Annotated in this window: 13 protein-coding genes; 2 read left to right on the top strand and 11 right to left on the bottom strand. The window is 54.8% G+C overall.

Annotation, left to right across the window (positions count from 1 at the left end):
* Positions 1–165: 165 nt before the first annotated feature.
* The 5 genes from FHS27_RS23320 to FHS27_RS23300 all read right to left on the bottom strand — a co-directional run bounded on the left by FHS27_RS23320 (position 166) and on the right by FHS27_RS23300 (position 9,004).
* Positions 166–1,182, bottom strand: a complete 1,017-nt coding sequence (locus tag FHS27_RS23320) for a TlpA family protein disulfide reductase (protein WP_184307543.1) — start codon at positions 1,180–1,182, stop codon at positions 166–168.
* A gap of 266 nt (positions 1,183–1,448) precedes the next feature.
* A complete protein-coding gene (locus FHS27_RS23315; RefSeq protein ID WP_184307541.1) occupies positions 1,449–3,137 on the bottom strand; it encodes an alpha-L-fucosidase in 1,689 nt (562 codons plus the stop codon).
* A 1,009-nt stretch (positions 3,138–4,146) separates the two neighbouring features.
* Complete coding sequence (locus tag FHS27_RS23310) at positions 4,147–5,001, bottom strand: alpha/beta hydrolase (protein WP_184307539.1); 855 nt, start codon at positions 4,999–5,001, stop codon at positions 4,147–4,149.
* 103 nt (positions 5,002–5,104) lie between these two features.
* Positions 5,105–8,500, bottom strand: coding sequence for an AAA domain-containing protein (locus FHS27_RS23305; RefSeq protein WP_184307537.1), 3,396 nt, complete (start codon positions 8,498–8,500; stop codon positions 5,105–5,107).
* Positions 8,501–8,698: 198 nt separating this feature from the next.
* Positions 8,699–9,004, bottom strand: a complete 306-nt coding sequence (locus FHS27_RS23300) for a hypothetical protein (protein WP_221225335.1) — start codon at positions 9,002–9,004, stop codon at positions 8,699–8,701.
* Between the two features lie 458 nt (positions 9,005–9,462).
* Between FHS27_RS23300 and FHS27_RS23295 the strand changes: the two genes are divergently transcribed.
* Positions 9,463–10,596, top strand: coding sequence for a twin-arginine translocation signal domain-containing protein (locus tag FHS27_RS23295; protein WP_184307533.1), 1,134 nt, complete (start codon positions 9,463–9,465; stop codon positions 10,594–10,596).
* A gap of 97 nt (positions 10,597–10,693) precedes the next feature.
* On the opposite strand, the gene FHS27_RS23290 is transcribed toward FHS27_RS23295, so the two are convergent.
* Positions 10,694–11,779, bottom strand: coding sequence for a glycoside hydrolase family protein (locus FHS27_RS23290; protein ID WP_184307531.1), 1,086 nt, complete (start codon positions 11,777–11,779; stop codon positions 10,694–10,696).
* Positions 11,780–12,022: 243 nt separating this feature from the next.
* Positions 12,023–12,355, bottom strand: a complete 333-nt coding sequence (locus FHS27_RS23285) for a four-helix bundle copper-binding protein (RefSeq protein WP_184307529.1) — start codon at positions 12,353–12,355, stop codon at positions 12,023–12,025.
* 349 nt (positions 12,356–12,704) lie between these two features.
* On the opposite strand from FHS27_RS23285, the gene FHS27_RS23280 reads away from it, so the two are divergent.
* Complete coding sequence (locus FHS27_RS23280) at positions 12,705–12,983, top strand: metal-sensitive transcriptional regulator (protein ID WP_184307527.1); 279 nt, start codon at positions 12,705–12,707, stop codon at positions 12,981–12,983.
* Between the two features lie 229 nt (positions 12,984–13,212).
* On the opposite strand, the gene FHS27_RS23275 is transcribed toward FHS27_RS23280, so the two are convergent.
* The 4 genes from FHS27_RS23275 to FHS27_RS23260 form a co-directional block, all read right to left on the bottom strand.
* Complete coding sequence (locus FHS27_RS23275; RefSeq protein WP_184307525.1) at positions 13,213–16,719, bottom strand: efflux RND transporter permease subunit; 3,507 nt, start codon at positions 16,717–16,719, stop codon at positions 13,213–13,215.
* 2 nt (positions 16,720–16,721) lie between these two features.
* Positions 16,722–18,893, bottom strand: a complete 2,172-nt coding sequence (locus FHS27_RS23270; RefSeq protein ID WP_184307523.1) for an efflux RND transporter periplasmic adaptor subunit — start codon at positions 18,891–18,893, stop codon at positions 16,722–16,724.
* Between the two features lie 100 nt (positions 18,894–18,993).
* Complete coding sequence (locus tag FHS27_RS23265) at positions 18,994–19,371, bottom strand: hypothetical protein (RefSeq protein WP_246420679.1); 378 nt, start codon at positions 19,369–19,371, stop codon at positions 18,994–18,996.
* 100 nt (positions 19,372–19,471) lie between these two features.
* The gene (locus FHS27_RS23260) at positions 19,472–19,966 is read right to left on the bottom strand and encodes a hypothetical protein (RefSeq protein ID WP_184307521.1); all 495 of its coding nucleotides are present in this window, start codon (positions 19,964–19,966) and stop codon (positions 19,472–19,474) included.
* Between the last annotated feature and the right edge of the window lie 77 nt (positions 19,967–20,043).

Raw genomic sequence — 20,043 nt, 5'->3', positions numbered from 1 at the left:
TGCGACCTATGGCTACTGTCTTCAATCCCTTGGGGAAACTTGAGAGAGTTGTGGGGAAGCGATCGCTCCGATGAAAGTTTTGCTCACCTATGTTTGTATACGCCGAAGGCGTATTAGGAATTAGCGGGCAGTCGAACGCAGCCAACACTGCCGGATCGATCGGTTTCAGTTTGTTTTGGGGTGAGCTTCCAGGGCGGTCTTGACGGCTTCTCGCAGCGATTCGCCGCGGAGGTCGCGGGCTACGATTTTGCCGTCGGGGCCGATGAGCCAGATCGATGGGATTGATTGGATGCCGTAGGCTTCAAAGATTGTTTTGTGTCGTTCGGTGTCGCCTATCCATCCCTGTCGATAGATCGACGGGGTTTCTTCAAGCAAGGCTTTCGGTGAATCGATTGATTCATCAACGCTTAGGCCAATCATTTCGAGACGCTCGCCTCCGAAATCTTTGTAAACCGCTTCGAGGTTGGGGAATTCGGCTCGGCAGGGGCCACACCACGTCGCCCAAAAATCGACCAACACAAACTTCCCTCGGAAGTCAGACAGCGTGAACTCACTGTCGTCGTATGCGGTCGCCGTCCAGTCCGTGGCCGTGTCGCCTGGCGTCGGTACATTTTTGAGCTTCAGCGTCATGTTGGCGCGAAACGGCTTGTCCGCGTCTTTGATAATGAACTGCCGCATCGCGTGTGCACGTGCGAGGTGCAGTGCGCGCTCGCCTTTCGCATACGGATGCATGATGGTTGCCGTCAATTGGTACCATGCCGGTTTGATGTTCTCGAATGAATAGGTGCCATCCGCAGCCAGTTTGGTCTGGTGAGTTTCTCGCTCCGCACGGGCCTCGTCGGCTTTACGAAGATAGTCTTGGTATTCTTCCGATTTCTTAAAGGCATCGAGCCACTCGGATCGTTCTTCCTTTTCCATCGAACTCCATTCAGGAGGATACGGCCTGCGTGGGTGTTTGTAGTTGCCTTCTAGTGTCACCACGACTTGGTCGAGCGACAGTCCTTCCGTGTTGATGCCCTCGGACACATCTTCGGGCATCGAGACTGATCCCTGCACCGAACACGTGACGGCTTTCCTCGTTTCCGGTTTTGTTGTTGAGGTTTCTTTAGCATCGCTTTGAGCGTAGGCCTCGAGCGAAAATGTCAGCGCGAGCATCAACGAGAGAATCGACTTCGTGTTCATAGAAAGATTCCGTGCAAGTTACTTTTCTGAAAGAGAAACTGTGGAACGAGGCCGCCATGGCGGCAGTTTAGTGTGTGTGCTGAATAGTTGCCTGCGAGTCGGCGAATTGTTTCTTCAAGGGCGTGAATATGCTCTGTTTCATGCGATAAGTGCTGTGTCGCGAAGTGTCGTCGATCGGGGGTTACCGGGGTCGCCCTGCATTGAGGCGTCCGGCGATCGGTGCGATGCACTTCGCGACGCACTCATTTGTTATGGCCGGTTGCCAATCACTTCACCGAAACTTTGCTGTGGTCCCCCGTCATTTTTAACTTGGGATGTTTGACAACGGCACGCCACTGGTACGTTTTGTTGTTGGGGACTTTGACCGTCTTGGTGAACGGACCATTTGTTTTCATTTCAACGAGTGGCGTCGCGGTCCATTCGTCGTTGTACATGTTCTCAGCGAATCCGAGGTATTCCTGGTATTCAAAACCCACGAGCACCGATTTCGCATCGCCGAGTTCTTTGAGTTCGCCTTGGAAGGTGATCTGTCCAGCGATGCCTTTGGCTTTCCCGTTTTCCACCAGTGGCGGTTTGCAGGATGCAACGACGTTGGTCAACTTAACAACGACCGGGTTTCGCCAGGCTCCTGAATTGAGCAAGCGTTGTCCAGGTAACAAGGAGAGGTGCAGTCCATCTTCTTCTTGCTGGAATGACGGTGCAGCCTTCTCTGGCTCCCACCCCGTATATTCGACTACCTGACCGTTGTGGCCGAGCACAGTCATGGTGGTGTCTTTTGTCGCTTTGACGGAACCGATAACGAATTCACGACGATCTTTGCGCTCCCAGTCTTTTTGTCGTGTGAGGAACACGTAAACGGTGTCCTCGTCTTTGCTCTTGGTAAACCAAATATTCTCTTCGTTAGTAACGATCCACGGACGAACGTTGATGACCGACTCGCGGTTGACGAAATTCCACAAGGCAACTTCCCGCATGATGTCTTCTTGCAGTTCGTTGATCGACCCATCGGGCCGTGGTCCGAGGTTCAGCAGCAATGCGCCTCCCTTGGCACGTGTTTCGATGAGGATTTCGACAACGCGGTCACCGTCTTTGAGGCTGTCGAGTTGCTGTGGTTTGTATTGCCACTGAGTGCCGAGTGTCATGCAGGTTTCCCAAACTTCCTTTGGTGGTTGGCCGGGGACGGTTTGCTCGGGACTTTCAATCGCGCCGCGTGTGATCAAGCAATCCGGCTGCAGTGTCCAGACGACTTCCTTCGTGGTCTTCTTGCCTCGGCCATCGATAAAGAAAACGTTGATGTCACCGTAATTGGTCATCAACTCGGTCACTTGTTTCTGCACAAACTTAACGTACTCCGGGTCGGAATCGGGGCTCGGCCGGTGTGGTCGGCGTTTGATCAGTTCCCCGTGTTGGTAGGCGTAAAGAAAGTCCTCAGGGGAATAGTAGAGTCCAACGGCCAAGTCATGTTTGTGGCATGCATCGACAAACTCGCGAACGATGTCTTTTCCGTAGGGCGTGTTCATGACGTTGAAGTCGGTCGATTTCGTGTCCCATAAACAGAAACCGGAATGGTGTTTTGTCGTGAGGGCGATGTACTTCATGCCGCAACTTTTGGCCAGCAGCACGAATTCTTCCGCGTCCCACTTTTTGGGATAGAAGGTCTTGGGTAACTCCGTCACGTAGCGTTGAACGTAGTCGTCCGATGCGCCGACCAACGTATGACTGATGACGGATCCCAATTGGGCGTCGACTCCCCAGTGCAGAAACATGCCAAAGCCGTTGTCACGCAACCACTCCAGACGCTCGGGCTTGTTCCCGAGTTCACCCACGTTGTCCGTGTCGTCAGCCGCATTGGCTTGTTTGATGACGTCTTCGAGAAACTCTTCTTGAGCCACGCAGAGTGTGCTCGATGCGACTGCCGTTAGCAGGATCCCTGTCGCTAAACATCGTAAGAACATCGGTTTTCTTTTCCTGTCAAATGAACGTGTTGTAAGTCGCGAATAAACGGGGTTGGTCTCGACGAGAGGTTTGAGGCGTCCACCATCAGGGCGTCGACAAAAATTCACTCGCCAGAAATTGAGAAGTGAAATTTCGGTCAACCGGTCTGTCTGGAATCGTTTCCTGTCGGTCGATACGCGGGGCAGGTGTGTTGGACCTGTTGCGTCGCCGGGTTACGAGCCGCGTCTTCCTGATGACCGCGTCCGGGGCTTCTGGTCACTGAGGTGGGGAACGGTTTCGCATGGAGCAAAAGAACAAACTCGTTCTGTCGTGACGGTGGCGAAGCCGTAGACCGTGACTCTCCTTGAGACCAGGGCGGATCAATGTGCTATTTGGACAAAAAACGCAGTTGAAGGGCGGAGAAATTCGCGAAATCACAGGCACTGATCGTCTTCTCTGCTGTCCTGTCCCTACTCGATGCCTGTTCAGATAGGCGACTGTCGATGGTTGAGTGGGTTTATCGCTCGAGGTATTGAGTTGGTCAGTCAGCGTCTTGATCGGTGATTTCCCAAAATGGGAAACAACGAAAGACGATCGAGACACAGCCGTTTTGCGATCATTGCACCGAGAACGTGATGTTTGGAAATCTCATTTTTTCGAACCAACTGTCAGGCCGTTGCGAGGTGGTGGTCGAACGGTTGAAATCTGTTTCGGCTGGCTGAGCTGGACGCGTGAAGGTGTCGTTGGTGGTTTGTGAGACGGACCGACTCAACGCGGAATCGGCGAGGGCGACGTCGAATTGGCAACGTAATCGTGTTGCTGTCGTAAACCTGGGTGACCTGCGGTTCGGTGATGGTCAGGTTCTTGGGGGCGGTCACGCCATCATTGGCGGTAAAGGTGTTGCCGCCGCAAAGGTAGTAATTGATGGATTAGCTACTGATGGATGCGATGGCGAGCCGGTCCATCGATCCCTTGTAGGCGAAACACTTCTGCGTATGAATCGACGCGGCGGGGCTTTGGAGTTTTCTCTTAGCGATCGAGATGAGTGTTCACGATTTGGCGAACGAACTTGATCGTCAGGGCATGAGCCGGGTTTGCCATCTGTCCATGGTCGAAACCGTCCAGTTCGAATAGTTCTACATCTTCGTCACCCGCCACCTTCAGCATACGCCAAAGGTAGGCGTTCTCTTCGTATCGTCCAAGCATCTCCATTTCGCGATCGCCCGTGATCAGCAGAATCGGTGGAGCGTCCGGACGAACGTGATACAGCGGTGCCATCTCGTCAATGATCGGTTGTTTACCGTCGATGCCCTGCTCTTTGCGAACCGTAAAGTGAGTGATGGTATGGCCGCTGTATGGAATCAGACCGGCGATATCGTCAGCGTTCAAATCGTGAGCCGCCAAGTATTTTCGGTCCAGACCCACCATGCTGGTCAAGTAACCGCCGGCAGAGTGACCGGCGACGAAGACGCGATGTCGTGATCCGCCACGGGATTCAATGTTCTTGATGGTCCAGGCAACAGCGGCGGCGGCATCTTCGACGTAGGTGGGCGATTGCACGGCGGGGCTGAGCCGGTAATTCGCGGCGACGACCGCGATTCCTTGGTTCTTCAAACCGTCAGGAATGAATTTGCTTCCGCCGGTCAATCCGCCACCGTGGAACCAGACCACCGTCGCGTAGTCGGTTTTGTTGGTGGGATAGTACACATCCAATCGGCATCGTTCTTTCATGGTGTCCGAAAGGTCGTCGCCGGATCGGTACAACACATCCGTTTCGGTTTTGTATTGCGTCGAGACGCCCGCGCGGTCCTGGGCGTTAAGCAGAGACGTTGCCAGCGTCGCAAGAAGAAACGGCACAAAAATTTGAAGCGAAGAACGAGACATCGGTCAACCTTAGGTGAGAGAGGAAACGGCTTCGGAACGAACCGTCGGAGAGGCGACTGAGTCTAGTCAAGACACCAACGTTCCAGAACCCATCCGAGTTGGGTTAATCGTCGCTCATGTCGTGAATTATCGGGCGAGCATTCTGGATTGAAACGCATTTTTCAATCGTGTCGCCGATCTTTCGACTGGCGGTCGATCCCCGGTTGAGTCCGTAGATTGCGAGTAGCGACCGAGCCCGCGTCATCGCGACGTACAAACTATTTTCTAAAATTTTTCCTTCGGAAGCGACGTAGTTGTCAACGCAAGGGATCACCACGACTTCGGATTCGTAACCTTTGAAGGAGTGCGGCGTGGTGGCGATGAGCGTATTGGGTTGTCTTTCGAAGGAGCGATTCTTTTGGAATGAGAGTTCGACGCCGATCTCGGCAAGGGCTGGTCCGAGTTTGCAATGAAGGATGTCTTGGACACGTCCGTTGTAGAGGATGCAAATGTCGGTTGGTGAGATTCCGTCTTTCTGAATTAGATATCGCAAGTGACTCGCAATGGACGCCATTTCGCGATCGCGGTTGTCGAAGCTGTGATAGATCGGCTTAGGGCCGTCGATTTGGTTGTACCGAACACGCAACCAATTTTCATTGTTGCGTGTCGTCGCTTCCAGAAGTCCGAGCTGGAGCAACTCTTGTTGGTCTTGCCGTTTGCTGGTTTCCGACAATCGGCTTAACACGTTCACTGCGAGTTCCGTGATCGGCGTTGTCGAGCGAAAGCTCTCTCGCATGATGGTGGATCGGCCTCGCATGTCGAGACCAAATTCAGACCACTTCGGTGTCCGGGTGTGGTAAACGTTTTGGGCATTGTCATAGAAAATGTGTGCCGAACGGCTGTTGGAATCACTTTCGTCGGTTTGTTCAACCATCGACAAAAGCAATCGCAAGGTTGCCGGTCCCATGTCTTGAGCTTCGTCAATGAATAGAGCCGAACAGCGCGGGATCAACTCATTTACGTCTTGGCGGTTGAGGAATTCCTCTGCAGCTCGGTCGTAATCAAACCCGATGGATTCAATCGACATGTCGACGCTAGGTAGCAGGCCCGCCAAAACATCCTTTACATGAAGTAGTGATACCTTCTCCCACGGGAAATCAGGATCGCCGAATAAATCTCCCTCGTTCAGATTCCTCCACGCCGATTCGATTGACTCCCGCAGTAGCTTTTGCAGACTTCGGTTGGCATAGACGGCCCAAATGCGGGCGTCTTTTTCAAACTGCATTCGTTTTGCCGTTTTGGCGAGCCAATTGCAAAGGACCACCGACTTTCCGCTACCCGCGACGCCACGGACCAACCGAGGTTTGCCATCGAGTTCGAGGTTGGTCAGGCGTTGTTGTTCCTGCGAGAGGATTGGTTTCATTCCTTTTCGATGGTGAAATTGATCTCCCATTCGACAGGCTGCTTTTTCTCGGTAGCTCGCTGTCTGTTCAGCCGCTTTGAGAGTTATTGAAGTATCACGTTGATTTGCTATTTGCCAAACGAATCCCGTTCCGTCGTTGACGAGAAACGCTGCGGTCATGTGTTGTTTCAGTGGTCGAAGATATGGCTCGTCCATTTCGCTGCGGCTTGCCAGAACAATGACTGCCTCGCGTGCCCGGCTGAGGGCTACGTTGACGAGTCTTTTCCACTCGGGGATTTGCCATGTTCCACTTCCGGCATTGACCGTATCGAAAATAACGAAGTCGGCTTCGGATCCTTGTTGGCTGTGGACGGTGGAGGCTTCCCAATTTGGCATTTCCCAGGTCGCCAGGAGTTCCCCAATCTCTTGAGCCTGGGCTTTGAAAGGCGAGATGAATAATCCGTTTGCGGAACGCAAATCGGTATCCAAAAACAATTTTTGCAGCACCGATCGCGTGACTCCGCGAACCCAGCTTCGATTGCCGGGGCCCCTGGCGGCACGAATTGAAGCGAGACTCGCATCCTCTTCATCAAGGACGTACCAAATGGCTCTCGATTGATCAGCGATAAATGGCGACAGCGTGGAGGTTTGTTCGGCCCGGTCGATGGCTGTTGTTAAAACGCCGTTGTACTGGTAACTCGAGACAACTTTGCAAACGTCCGGGTGCATTCGACGTTGCTCAGACAGGAAATGAACCGCTACGGGAATGTTTTCCGTGTCTTCGAGATGGCTCAACCCACTGCTCGCCAACCATGTTTGCTGGCGAGTTGGCAGGATACGGGAAATCCGACTGATCGGCGCCAACTGTTTTGAATCGCCAACCAGGACGACACGTTTGGATGCGAGAAGTGATAACGCTGCCACTGCAGCACGCGAGATCAAACCCGCTTCATCGATGAAGATGGTCGTGAACGGTGCTTCGCCATTCTCCACCATGGTGCGGATGGTTTCGGTCTTCAGATAGCTTATCGCTTTGAATGCCGTTGAAATAACGACGCGTCGCTGAGCATCGACAAAGATGCGGTTGTTTTCATCGTTGCCCGACGCTCTTAAGGCGTTGATTTGTTTCCGTGTGAAGGCTTTTTCTTCAGGCGACTGAAGGAGTTGGAGTTGCTGCGCGAGTCCATCGATTTGTGACAGAGTTTCCGACTCCGTTCCCCTCAGCATTCGAGCGAGTTCTCGTTTGATGAACGTCTGAAGCGACGCTCCTTTGCCGATTCGCAACAGCGCGTCGTTATCGAGTTGATCAGGGCAGTGTCTCTTTGCCGCTTCGCCAATTGATATACCGACGGCATCCGTTGCCCGATTGGTCGTCGAGACCACGAGGACTCGCTCACTCGTGTCTTGCATGATCGCGGCGATTTGTTGGCCCGTCGTCCACGTTTTGCCGGTGCCGGGAGGACCCCAGAGAATGTTCCACGAATGTTGCCACCAAGCACGTAGGAGTGGCAAACTCGCATTGCACGGTTCCGTCATCCTCGGATGCACATCACCCTCGCTAGCGATTAATCGTGAGGACAGGTGCTCACGCAACTCCTCGAACTCGACACCGTTGTAGATCGAGTCCAAAACCGACATGAACTCGAAGGGACGGACAAAGAACGGCCCGTTCATGGGCGTCATCTCGGGATCGTTCAGCGCGATGAATAGGCATCCCTTGCGTTCGTCCACTTCGACAATTTCACCGGACCAAAGGACCTCGTCCTCGTCGATGGGGGCGTTGGCTTGATCTGATTCGTGTTTTACATCGTCGAGGGATGTCGGGCGGAACGCTTGGGCTCCTTCCCAAGTCCAGTCAAACTCAACTGACGCACCGACGTGAACGACGTAGATGGTGCCACGGTCCCGTTCGGCAAAGATGCTGACTCGATGGCAGGCTAAGCGTTTCCAGCGAGAGCTGTCACGGTACTCTTGGCGTACAGCCGTCGCAGCATCGTTGAGTTTTGTGCTGTCGCCGGTTGGCAATCCAAGGTCTGATTCAAACCGTGCCAGTTTGAAGGTGTCGCTGTTTGTTTTGCCTTGGCGGTCGTAATCGAACTCGCGGAGGGCGTCGTCCATTTTTTTATCGCCTGTCTGGGATTTCCCGATGAAAGATTCTGCTTTCAGAGAGACCCTTGGCGTGATCGCATGCGGCGCGTTTGCGGTTACGCGGAGCAAGGGGCCCGTGACCGAACAGTGCCATACGACCGGACGCCCCATGGTTTGGGGCCAGGGGCGGGATTGTTTGGGTCGAGTAATCGAGTCCGCTTTGCGTGGCTACGCTGGGAAGCGGAGTTTCGTCAGTGGCGGGTTGCTGTTCAGAATCTCGCCCTCATCCGATACCTTCAAGTAATATGACGACAGAATATGCACACGCGTCGATAACGCGAAGTCGCCCTGCGCTTCCTGCTGCTCCCAAATGTTAACTCGATAATTGCCGTTGTGGTGCTGACAAACCTCGACACGATGCAGGCGAGGTGGCCTGCCAATTTTCTCGAGAACCTGCGATTTGATTTTTTCCGTGTGGTCAGACTGTCCCAACGGGGCGTCTTTCTGCGGGGGTGCTTGATCGACGTTTGCCATTATTTCCTCGGCCACTAGAAGGTGTTGAGACGTTGAACTGTATCGTAATGGAGGCAAGTTCGATACGAGTGCGGAGCCGGGAAGGTGGTTTCGCAGCATGATTCCCCCGTGGATCAAGGCGTGCCGATTGAAAACGGACCGGTTTTAACACGTGAAAATCCTCGTTGAAGGGTTCGGTGCGTCGTGCGGTCGCATCGTCTTCGGCGAACTTCTCTGAAGAGACGCGGGGATTATTTGCTGACAGTTGTTGCGGAAATGGGCCTCCCGAGGTGGCGGCTTTGGGTTCTTTGCAAATTTCGAGTGGGAACAATCAATGCAGGCAAAAGGCAGGCTGCTTTCATCGTCGGCGCTGCCCCAGGTCATGAAACCGTGTTGGGGCTGTCTGAACGAGACTGTGTTATATTGCCGAGTCGTTTTCTTCAGTCGTTTTGCTTCCGCTTTTTTTACCGAGTGCCGCCATGTCCGACCGTCGTTCTTTTCTTAAGACGGGGGCTGTCGCATCTGCGGCTACCGCCATGTTCGCTCACACTTTGCCGTTGGTGCATGCGGCGTCAGGTGACGCGCCAGGGGATGACGGATTGGTGGGGCACGGAGATTTTCGTTACCGAGTCCACAAGGAGTGGACGCAGGTGAATCCGTTCCGAATCCATCTCGATAACTGCCACGAGATGGTGCAGGATTCGAAGGGCCGATTAGTGATGGTCGGTGACGACCCGCGGAACAACATCATCGTGTTCGACAAGTCCGGAAAGATCCTCAATAGTTGGGGCACGTATTGGCCCGGTGGTCATGGTTTGACCTTGGTTAATGAGGGCGGCGATGACGTGTTGTTTGTCAGCGAGAGCGGTTGGGCGCGGAGCCTCGATGACGGTGTTACCATGGTCCGGCAGAACGGATATGTCGCCAAGATGACCATTGACGGAAGAATGATCTTTACCATCAGCCATCCCATGACGGTTGGAGCCTACACGCCGGAAATGTTGTTTCAGCCCACTGAGACGGCGGTTGCTCCCAACGGCGACATCTACATCGCCGACGGATACGGTTCGGACTTCATCCTGCGGTACGACCAACACGGAAAGTTCATTCAGAAATTTGGCGGTCGCGATAACAAAGATAAAAACTACAACTTGGCCAACGCACACGGGGTCGCGTTTGACAACCGAGATTCGGCCAACCCGAGGCTCATCGTAACCAGTCGTGGGCAAAAGGCGTTCAAGTACTTTTCACTCGATGGGGAATGGTTGAAGACCGTACCGTTAGCGAACTTGCAGATCTGCCGACCGGTGATTCATGGCGAACACGTCTATGCCGGTGTTTGTTGGAGCCACGGTTTTTCCGAAGTCAAGGTTGAGAAACCGTGGCTTTATCAGTCGGGGTTCACGATGGTGATGGACAATGATGACCGGGTCGTGTCATGTCCTGGTGGCGAGCAACCCGTTTACGAAAACGGCGTCCTGCAGCGGGTTCAACAAGACGAGGCGAAGACGTTTTACCACGGCCATGATGTTTGCATCGACGAGGATGAAAACGTCTATGTCTGTCAGTGGAATGGCGAGCGAACGGCGCCCGTGAAGCTCGAACGGGTTTGATTCGACTTCGCGACGGTGGAGATGTTGTCGTCTTAGGTCTGCGTCACGCACCGGGGGGGTTCGTCGGACGCGACGCCGCCTAACCCCGTCACGTCGACTACTCTTTTGCAGTCGCGTTTGGTTTTTGAGACACCTCTCGCGGTGGTTTGATACGGAGTACGCAGGAGCAGGATTCGACTCCACCGGTCAAGTTGACTCCTGAGGCGACGTAGAGATGCGTGGGTGTTCCATCTTGCAGGAGGACTTGAGGACGCTCGAATTTCTTAGCACGAGGAGTCTTGGCATTTTGAATTAAGTCCTCGGGAAGATATTGGTTCATTTTGTCGAAGCCAATGACGGGCTCGCCGAAGTGGATCCCATCGCTGGATTCCCAGAGGTATCCGGCACCGCCCTTATTGTTGGTGGTCAGTAAGTAGACTTTTCCGTTTTCATAGAACGCGTATCCATCTTCAATCTCGCTGTCATTGCTTGTCAGTGGATCGGGATAGAACTCGTAAGGGCCTTCGATTTTGTCGGCGATCGCGACACCCATGCGTCGTACATCGCCTTTTCTCATGGCTTTGTAGTACAGGAAGTATCGTCCATCGGGATGGGCAAAGAGCGCGGGGTTGTTCACTCCGACGACTGATCCATGGCTCCAAACGGACGTGTCATCAGGAGGCGACAGCATAAGCCCGTCTTTACCGACCTTTCTCCAGGGGCCTGTGGGCGAGTCGGCAATCATCATTCCGATTCGTTGCGACGCGACACGTTGTTTCAGTAAGCTGCCTCCCGCATTTGCGATGTACATCAACACATACGAATCCCCGACCTTTCGCACGTTCGGGTTGTGAGGAGACTGTCGATCCCACGTGTCCGTTCCTGTCCCACGCAACACGACCTCGGCGAATTCGAAAGGGCCTTCGGGAGTGTCGCCGACATAACGCGCGATCTCGCAGTCGGTGGTCCAGCCTGCGAATGTCGTCTTAAGCGGCCATCGCGAGACGAAAAGATGGGTCTTGCCCTCGGGGCCGATTACGGGTGACGTGCACCAAACGTGGTATCCCGGCTCTTCGACCGCTACGGACACGTATTCGAGACGGTCCGCCCAGGTACGGTCTTCACGCATCGAATCTTCCGCGTGCGTATTGGCAGAAATGCCGAGAATGATGAAGCAAGCGAGCGTCGAGAGAACATTGTTCATGGTAGGTGGCGTGATGCAGATTTTCATTGAAGTAGATGAAGCGTTACCAGTATAACGCGTGGTCCCTCGCACAGGACAACTCACCATTTACTCCAGCGAATCGGTCAATTCCACGGGGGATTGCCGCCGTCACGCGATCGGAATGACATTCAGCAACGTGAGTTTTGGACCTGAGGATCATCTGTCGACATCGGTAATCGCGAGATACCTCCAGGCCCAAAACAGCAGCGTTCGCCGTGATGGTTATGCGGCCATGGCACTGCAACTCTCTTCGCACTTGCGGCAGCACTCGACACATTCGTCCATGCCGCCGACTTTCTCACAACTTTCTGCACATGCTTTGCAAATCTCTGCGCAGGCGTTGCAGTAATGGGCGTGGTAATCACTGTTGCGGCTCATGAATCCGACGCATGCATTGCAGGCGGCGACGCAGTCGAGCATTAGCTTGACATGGTTTTGTTCGACGTGTTCGCCACCTTCTGCGAGGCAGGTTTCGGTCAGCATGTTATTGAGCGTGGTTTCGCACACTTGGCAGTTTTGAATGCAGTCTTGTTTGGATGCGGTTGATGTGCTCATTTTTGAATCTCCTTGTGGAAGTTTTTGGCGCGGCCCCGTTGCCGCTGTTCCTTTGCATTTGCAACTTGCATACCAGCATGGGGTATGTTGAGTTTGGCAATATTTCGGAATGGATTTGAATGCCGAAACCGTCCGCGATCGCGGCAAAATTTCATTGATCTGAATTTTGAGGGCGGATTTTGCGAGCAGGAACTTGCCGACAGCAAATCGTTTGGTGGGCTAGCGACCATGCAGGTTGGTTCGTCATCGATCGAGAGACCGGACAAGCTCGATGCTGGTCTAACCGGGAGAGCGGTTGCGGGGTAAAATGTCCCATCCCTCAAGTCTTGCCCGGTTCAAAGTTCATCGAATGCTCTCAGACGACGAGAAAAAGAAGCTCGTTCATCGACTCAGTCGCGTTAACGGCCAGGTCGACGCGGTACGTCGTATGGTCGATGAAGACGCGTATTGCGTTGATATTCTGATGCAGATATCGGCTGCCACGGGGGCTCTCAATCGCGTCGGAGAACTGGTGCTCGAACAGCATCTCAAACGTTGTGTTCGCGACGCGATGGAGAATGGAGACAGTGCGGATCGTGACACGAAGTTAGAAGAGATTATGTCGATCTTTCGCAAATACGGAAAATGACAGGCAGGGGTGGCGTGGTGACATCATTGCGTTCGCAAATCCGCCAAGACACCACCCCCGCGAAGGTCATTGTCGACGCAGCGTCGGTGCGTGAAAGCTGCGTGAGTAAAAGATGTCGAGGCAGTGGTTGGGATCAGTGGCGAACGTCATGGCATCACCGGGGCAGCAGATCGAGATGACCTTGCCGAATCCGGCTACTGTGAGAGGGGACCTGTTTATTTGAAATGGCTTAGTTTGCATGAGATCTTTCCTCGTTCGGTGTTTCTTCGATGCCCGCCCAGTGGTGATCTGACAGGCCGAGGTTCATTTTGAATTCTTTGAATCCGCAATAGACCACTGGCACGACGAACAGCGTGACGATTTCGACGGCCATGCCTCCGAACACGGGCAATGCCATCGCTCGTGCAACGTCGGCACCGCGTCCGGTTGCCAGCAAGACAGGTACGAGTGCAACCAGCGTTGTCGCGGTGGTCATTAAGCACGGACGAATGCGTCGCACGCCAGCGTCGATCGTGGCGGATCGAATGTCTGCAATGGTTTTTAGCCGGCGACGCGTGAAGACTTGATCGAGGTAGGTGGCGATCACCACACCATCATCGACCGCAATGCCGAACAATGCGATGAAGCCGACCCAGATCGCGGTATTCATTTCGGCGCCGTCGATCGCGAGCAAAATCATGCCGCCACCGAAGGCGACGGGGATACCGGCGAAAACAGCCAATGTGATTGGCAAGTGACGGAACTGCAGATAGATGACCAGCAGGTTAATCAGCATGACCAACGGGACGAGCCACATCAGGCGATTGTTGGCTTCGATCTGGTTGCGAAAGCTACCAACGGCTTCGAGGGAATAGCCTGGTGGTAGCGATAGTCGATTGGCATTTCCTTCGGGCAATTTCTGTGCGTCGAACAGTGCCTGCTCGATCGCCGAGACGGTTTCGATGTCTCCCGTTGCCCCGTTACTGGCGAACGACACGTGAGCGATCAACCGCGCGTTCTCACTGTTGATCGCACCGGGGCCCCAGGTGGTTTCGAGTGTGGCGAGTTCACCCAGGGGCACGACTGCGCCTGAATGTGTGACAACGGGAAGCCGGTCGAGTTGTTCGATGCGTTCACGGAGGTCGCGGTTGTACCGCAACCGGACCGGGTAACGTTCGCGTCCTTCGACCGTCTTGATCAAGTTCATACCGCCCAATGCTGTTTCGATGACTTGATTCACCATTTGCGCGGACATCCCGTAGCGTGATGCGGCTTCGCGATCAACGGAAAATTCGAGGTAAGGTTTGCCGAGAACGATGTCGGGGTTGACGGTGCCCGGGTTAACGTACGTAGACTTTTTCAACTGATTCGATACTTGAATCGCTGCATCGGCGAGTTGTTGTAAATCGTCACCATAAATGCGGATCGCCATCGGTGCTTTGATGCCGCTCTGCAGCATGACCACTCGGCCTTCGATGGGCTGCAGCGGAGAAGCGGGGGTGACGCCCGGCAGAGTCGCCACCCGATTGATTTCATCCCAAACGTCCCGCGCGGTGACCCCCGATCGCCATTGATCGCGTGGTTTTAACATCACGTAAGTTTCGATCATCGCAGCGGGCGCTGGGTCGAGTGCCGAATCGATGCGTCCGATTTTTCCGAGCACGTCTTTGACCTCGGGGATCTGGCTGATCAGTACGTCTTGCGTTTGCAGCACTTGCATCGCTTGGCTGAAACTGGCGGCCGGATACAGCGTCGGCATGTAGAACCAACTGCCCTCATCTAACGCAATCCAGTCATCGGTTTGCAGTCCTGTGAAAAGATGTTTGGCACCGACGTAACCTGGGAGATCATTCATGCGAACACCGACTTTCGCGGCCGCCCGTTCGACAGGAGCCATGATCGCGGGCAACCCGAACCATCCACCGAAACCGAGCACGATGATCGAAACCGGCAACACCAAGAAACCTGCCTTGTGTCGCAGGAACAGCGACAGCGTCGGACGGTATCCCCAGATAATGGCGCGGCTGACGAAGTTTTCTTCGATCGGGCGAACTCGCTCACGGGCGAGCATCCATCCGAGGAAAAATCCGAACAACGCGGCTGCCATGGTGACCACCCACATCGGAACACCGTAGGCCGCGGCGACCCGATGTCCCCATAGAAAGAACGAGGTGCCGCCGATAATGAATGCCCCCGCGAACGCGGCCGCCATCGCTGTTTTTTTCTCGTGTATGGCACTGCGAAGCATCAATCGGCAGAGGGTGGGAACGATCGTCACTGCGGCAATGAGTGCCGCTGAGATGGCGAACGTCTTGGTCATCGCCAGCGGCGCGAACAGCTTGTAGTCGCGTCCCGTCAAAAAGAATACGGGAAGGAAGCTGACGATCGTGGTGGTGACCGCGGTGACGACGGCCGGGGCAACCTCGGTCGCGGCCTCATAGATGACGTCGGCTCGGTCGCGATCTCGCTCGGGCTCGTTTTCCCATTCCGCTAGATGCTGATAGATGTTTTCGCTGACGATGATGGCCATGTCGACCATTGTGCCGATGGCGATCGCGATGCCTGCGAGCGACATGATGTTGGCTCCGACACCGAAGAGGTTCATCGCCACGAAGGCCAATAGCACGGCGACCGGCAGCGTGATCGCAACAATGAAACTACTCCGAATGTGTAGGAGGAACAGCAAGATCACGACTGCGGTAATGATGATTTCGTCACGAAGGGCGCTCGAAAGCGTTGATACCGTTTCGTCGATCAATCCCGTGCGGTCGTAAATTCCTTTGATTGTCACGCCCTTCAATGCGGGTTCGATTTGGGCGATCTTTGATTTCACCCGCTCGATGACGGCACGCGGGTTCTCTCCGTATCGCATCACCACCACGCCGCCGACCGCCTCGGCACCGTTGTAGTCGAGGGCACCGCGTCGAAAGTCAGGTCCGAGCTGCACTGCGGCGACGTCACGGACGCGAATCGGCACACCGTCACGCTGCACGATGACAGATTGTTCGATATCTCGAATTGCCTTGGCGGTATCTCCGTCGCTGCCCAAAAATCCTTTCCCTCGAACGATGAATTCCATTCCACCGGTTTCCACCGTCTTTGCCCCGACGTCGACGTTACTGCCGCGAATCGACGCGACGACTTGGTCTAAGGGGATGCCATGAAATCGAAGTTTGTCGGGGGCCACCTCGATCTGATATTGACGGACGTAGCCACCGATGGATGCGACTTCGCTGACACCCTCGACGGCTTGCAGGTCGTACTTGATGACGAAATCCTGCATCGTTCGCAGGTCCGAAAGATTCATGCCTTCTTTCGGCGGCACGAGCACGTAATAGAACACTTGGCCGAGACCGGTAGCATCGGGACCGAGTTGGGGCACAACGCCTTCGGGCAACTGGGAAGCGGCGGTTCCGAGTTGCTCGCTGACTCGGCTGCGGGCCCAGTAGAAGTCGATGTTGTCTTCGAACGTTACCTGAACGAAGCTGTATCCGAACATGCTCTTTCCACGTACCGATTTCGCCCCTGGTACCGCCGACAGCGAAACACTCAGTGGGTATGTGACTTGGTCTTCGATGTCTTTGGGAGACCGACCGGGCCAGGGCGTCAATACGATGACTTGGTTTTCGCCGATGTTGGGAATCGCATCGATCGGTATCGTGTTGTAGCTGTGCCAGCCGAATGCACTGAGTCCGACCGACAGCAGCACGACCAACCACGGTTCGCGAACGCAGAATTTGATGACGGCACCGAGCATCGCTATTTCCTCTGGCTTTCGAGCAGAGGTGCGATCGACATGTCATCGACTACTTCGCCGCAGGACAGCATTTCGCTGCCCCAGTAGGGATTGATGAGTTCGCTGTCGCGTTGCATCCAGTCACCGCCGCCACCGGGCACCATCGGGCAAAACATGTGGTACAGCTTGTCGGCCGTTTGAGGTCCTCGAACGATCGCAGCGGTGCGTAACAGGGCGTGGCTGAGAACGCGGAAACCTTCACGTGTTCGCTCGAGCGAATTGTTCATGCGTTCCAACGATTGTTGAGCACGTTGCACGTGGCTGAATGCTCGTTTGGGCAAATCAGGCTGCGACGATAGTTGAGTGAGCGAATCACGGAGAACGCCGACAACACTGGCATCGGGAGCACGATCCGAGGCGAGCGTTTTTTGAATTTCAAAATAGGCCGCGTAGGCGTTGTCAAACAGTTCGCCCGATTGCCCCGAGAGGACTGTTGTTAGGATGTCGGACAATTCGAGCGGACCCGGTGGATAACTCGAGGCTTTGCGTGGGTCCATCAGCGACGGGTTGCCCGCAAGTTGCATTTGCGAATCGATTAGGAAATTTCCGTGGGTCGCTATCGTTTCTCCGGCCGTAATGCCCTCGATGATCACGGCGCGATCATCCGTCATCGGGCCGACGCTGACTCGTCGGATCTCGAATCGCCCCGGTTCGGTTTCGACGTACACGACGCTCGTGTCGCCTGTCATCAGCACGGTGTCTCGTGGAACCGTGACAACGTTTTGCTGTGGAAGCGGTGCGTCGGCGAATCCGAGTTGGGAGGTTGGGATCAAATCCATTCCACAAATCGGGCACTCACCAGGTTGGTTGCGAATGATTTGCGGATGCATGGGGCTGATGTATTTACCCGCGAGCGACGGATCGTAAAGGATGTCTTGACGAATCGCGGGAACCTCAATGCGGGCGGTGGCATAGTCGCCTGGCCGCAGTTTGCCGTCGGTGTTCAGCATCTCAACGCGGACGCGAACGGTTCGGGTTTTTTCGTTCACAGTTGGATCGATGAATGCCACTCGACCGGTGTGGACGCGACCCGGTGTTGACGAAACCTCGGCCTTCACTTGTTGTCCGAATCGGATCCGGGAAGCATCGTCGGGATACAGATCGAGCATCAACCAGACCGTCGACAAGTCCGCGATTCGGTAGACCTCGTCGCCTGTTTTGAGGTAGTCACCCTCGACGGCAAACTTATCGATAACGGTTCCCTTGATGGGAGAACGCAGACGCATGCGGCTCTCGGCTTTGCCGCGTGAACGCAGGTTGGCGACTTGGTCGTCGGTGAATCCGAGTTCAATGAGTTTCTGTTTCGCGAGTTTTTGGAAATCGGAGGAACCACCCAAACGCTTCAATCCGCCGCCGGACTGCGCGGTCAGGAACTCGACCTGTGCGGAATAAAGATCCGGGCTGTAAATCAGAGCCAGGTCGTCGTCTTTCTCGACAGGGACACCGACGTAGTTCGCGTAGAGTTTTTCGATGCGGCCGCCGACGTAGGCGGAGATGGTGGCGAGTTTGCTTTCGTCGTAGCTGATTGATCCGATGGTACGAATGGTTTGCGTGACCGGACCTTGTTTTGCTTTGGCGGTTTGGATTCCGATCAAACGGCGGGCCACTGGTTCGATGGTGACGGACACACCATCGCCTCCACCGCCGCCTGTTGATTTGACTAGTTCCATCGCACAGACCGGACAGCGACCCGGTTCGCTCGACGGAGGAGTGCACATCATCGGACAGAGATAGCGATCGTCGGTTGCGCCTGTCGGATTGGCTTTCGCACTGGTGGACGTTGGAACCAATTTCATTCCGCAAATCGGACAGTCGCCGGGTTCGTTCTGCCGAATTTGTGGGTGCATCGGGCAAGTGTAGATGGTCTCGCCTTCATGAACGTGCGACGCACCGCCGGATGCAACTTCACCACTGCGTTGAATCCAATCGAGCCGCTGGGCCACGCCGATTAATGCGATTCCACCGATGAATACCAACAGGATCACCGACGCATGGGTGACCGTTCGCCCGAGCCATTTGAAACGCGCAAGACGGTCCGAAAGCGTTTTGGTTGCAGGCGGATTTCCCTCCCGACTCGACGACCGTTTGTCTCGAGGTTCCTGTGGATGTTCGGGATCCGTTTGGGACTCGCTCATCATTGCCTCACAGCGTTAGCGAACAGGAGTGCCTCCGACGACAGCGTCTACAATGTGACGCTGCCGCCGGAGATACCTCACAGGTCGACGGTTTCAAAGGCTATTGGCCGAGTTGATCCGAGTGGCCGTGGCCATCCGCATCGTGAGCGTCCGCATCATGACCATCCACATCGTGATCGTGCCCGGCATGAGCATCGACTTTGGCGAACTTTTCTGCCTTCTCGTCTTCGTCGAGTGTGGCCCATTTTTGAGGGCAACCGTCGCAACAAAAGCCGATCGTTTTTCCGTCGTAGTCAACGGTGAGTTCCTCAGTCGGCGTTCCGCCCATGATCGGACATTTCGTATTCGCGAGGCTGACCGAGGTTGCCTCGACCGGGTCGGTAACGGCGGGCGTCGTGTCGGTTTCGGAAGTGCTTCCGCATCCGATGATCGCAGCGGATAGAAGCAGCAGGGCTGCTGAAGCCATAAGGTAGCGCATATTTGTTTCTCTGGTTTGTGACGGAACGTTTCCGTCGGAAGACTGGTTTGGAATCAATGATTTTCGTTCTGAGAGCGCGCACGCTCCTTCTCGGAAATCGTTAAATCCGCCAAACGCAGAGAACGCGTTGAGAGAAATCGGCACGGCTGCCGGAAGCATCGTCGATGACACGCGGCCGAAGGATCGGTAACTCCTCGTCATCAAGTACGACAAAGTCCAGCGATGCGACGCGGGGACTTGTCTGGCGAGTCACCTGCTCGCGAGGATTGGTGCGATCCATCGGTGGAGAGGAAACGCCACAAGTGCAGCGTCCTTCCACGGCGACATTGTTGAGCTCGCTCGTGGACGTGACGGCACCGACTGAATCTTGGGATTCGGTATCCGATTTCACGGTCTCCGGAGACGGGCGATTGCAGCAACAGCAACGCTCTTTGTCGTGCGAAACTTCGCAACAACCGCAGCCGCTGCACATTTGCGTTTGTTCGCAAACGTTACCACTGCATGGTCCCGCCATCGCGTACGCCGACATCGGCTGAATCGTCATGCTGACGACCAGGCAAAGTATGACGGCAATGCGGATTGTTGGGAGGTTCATCGGTGACCGGAGAAGGAAATATACCCCATTGGGGCATGTGTATTATCGTTGCGTGCCGAAAAGTGTTCAAGGCGGAT

The sequence above is a fragment of the Aporhodopirellula rubra genome (genome assembly GCF_014192335.1).
Taxonomy (GTDB): domain Bacteria; phylum Planctomycetota; class Planctomycetia; order Pirellulales; family Pirellulaceae; genus Rhodopirellula; species Rhodopirellula rubra.
This window is presented reverse-complemented; position numbering and strand designations above follow the sequence as displayed.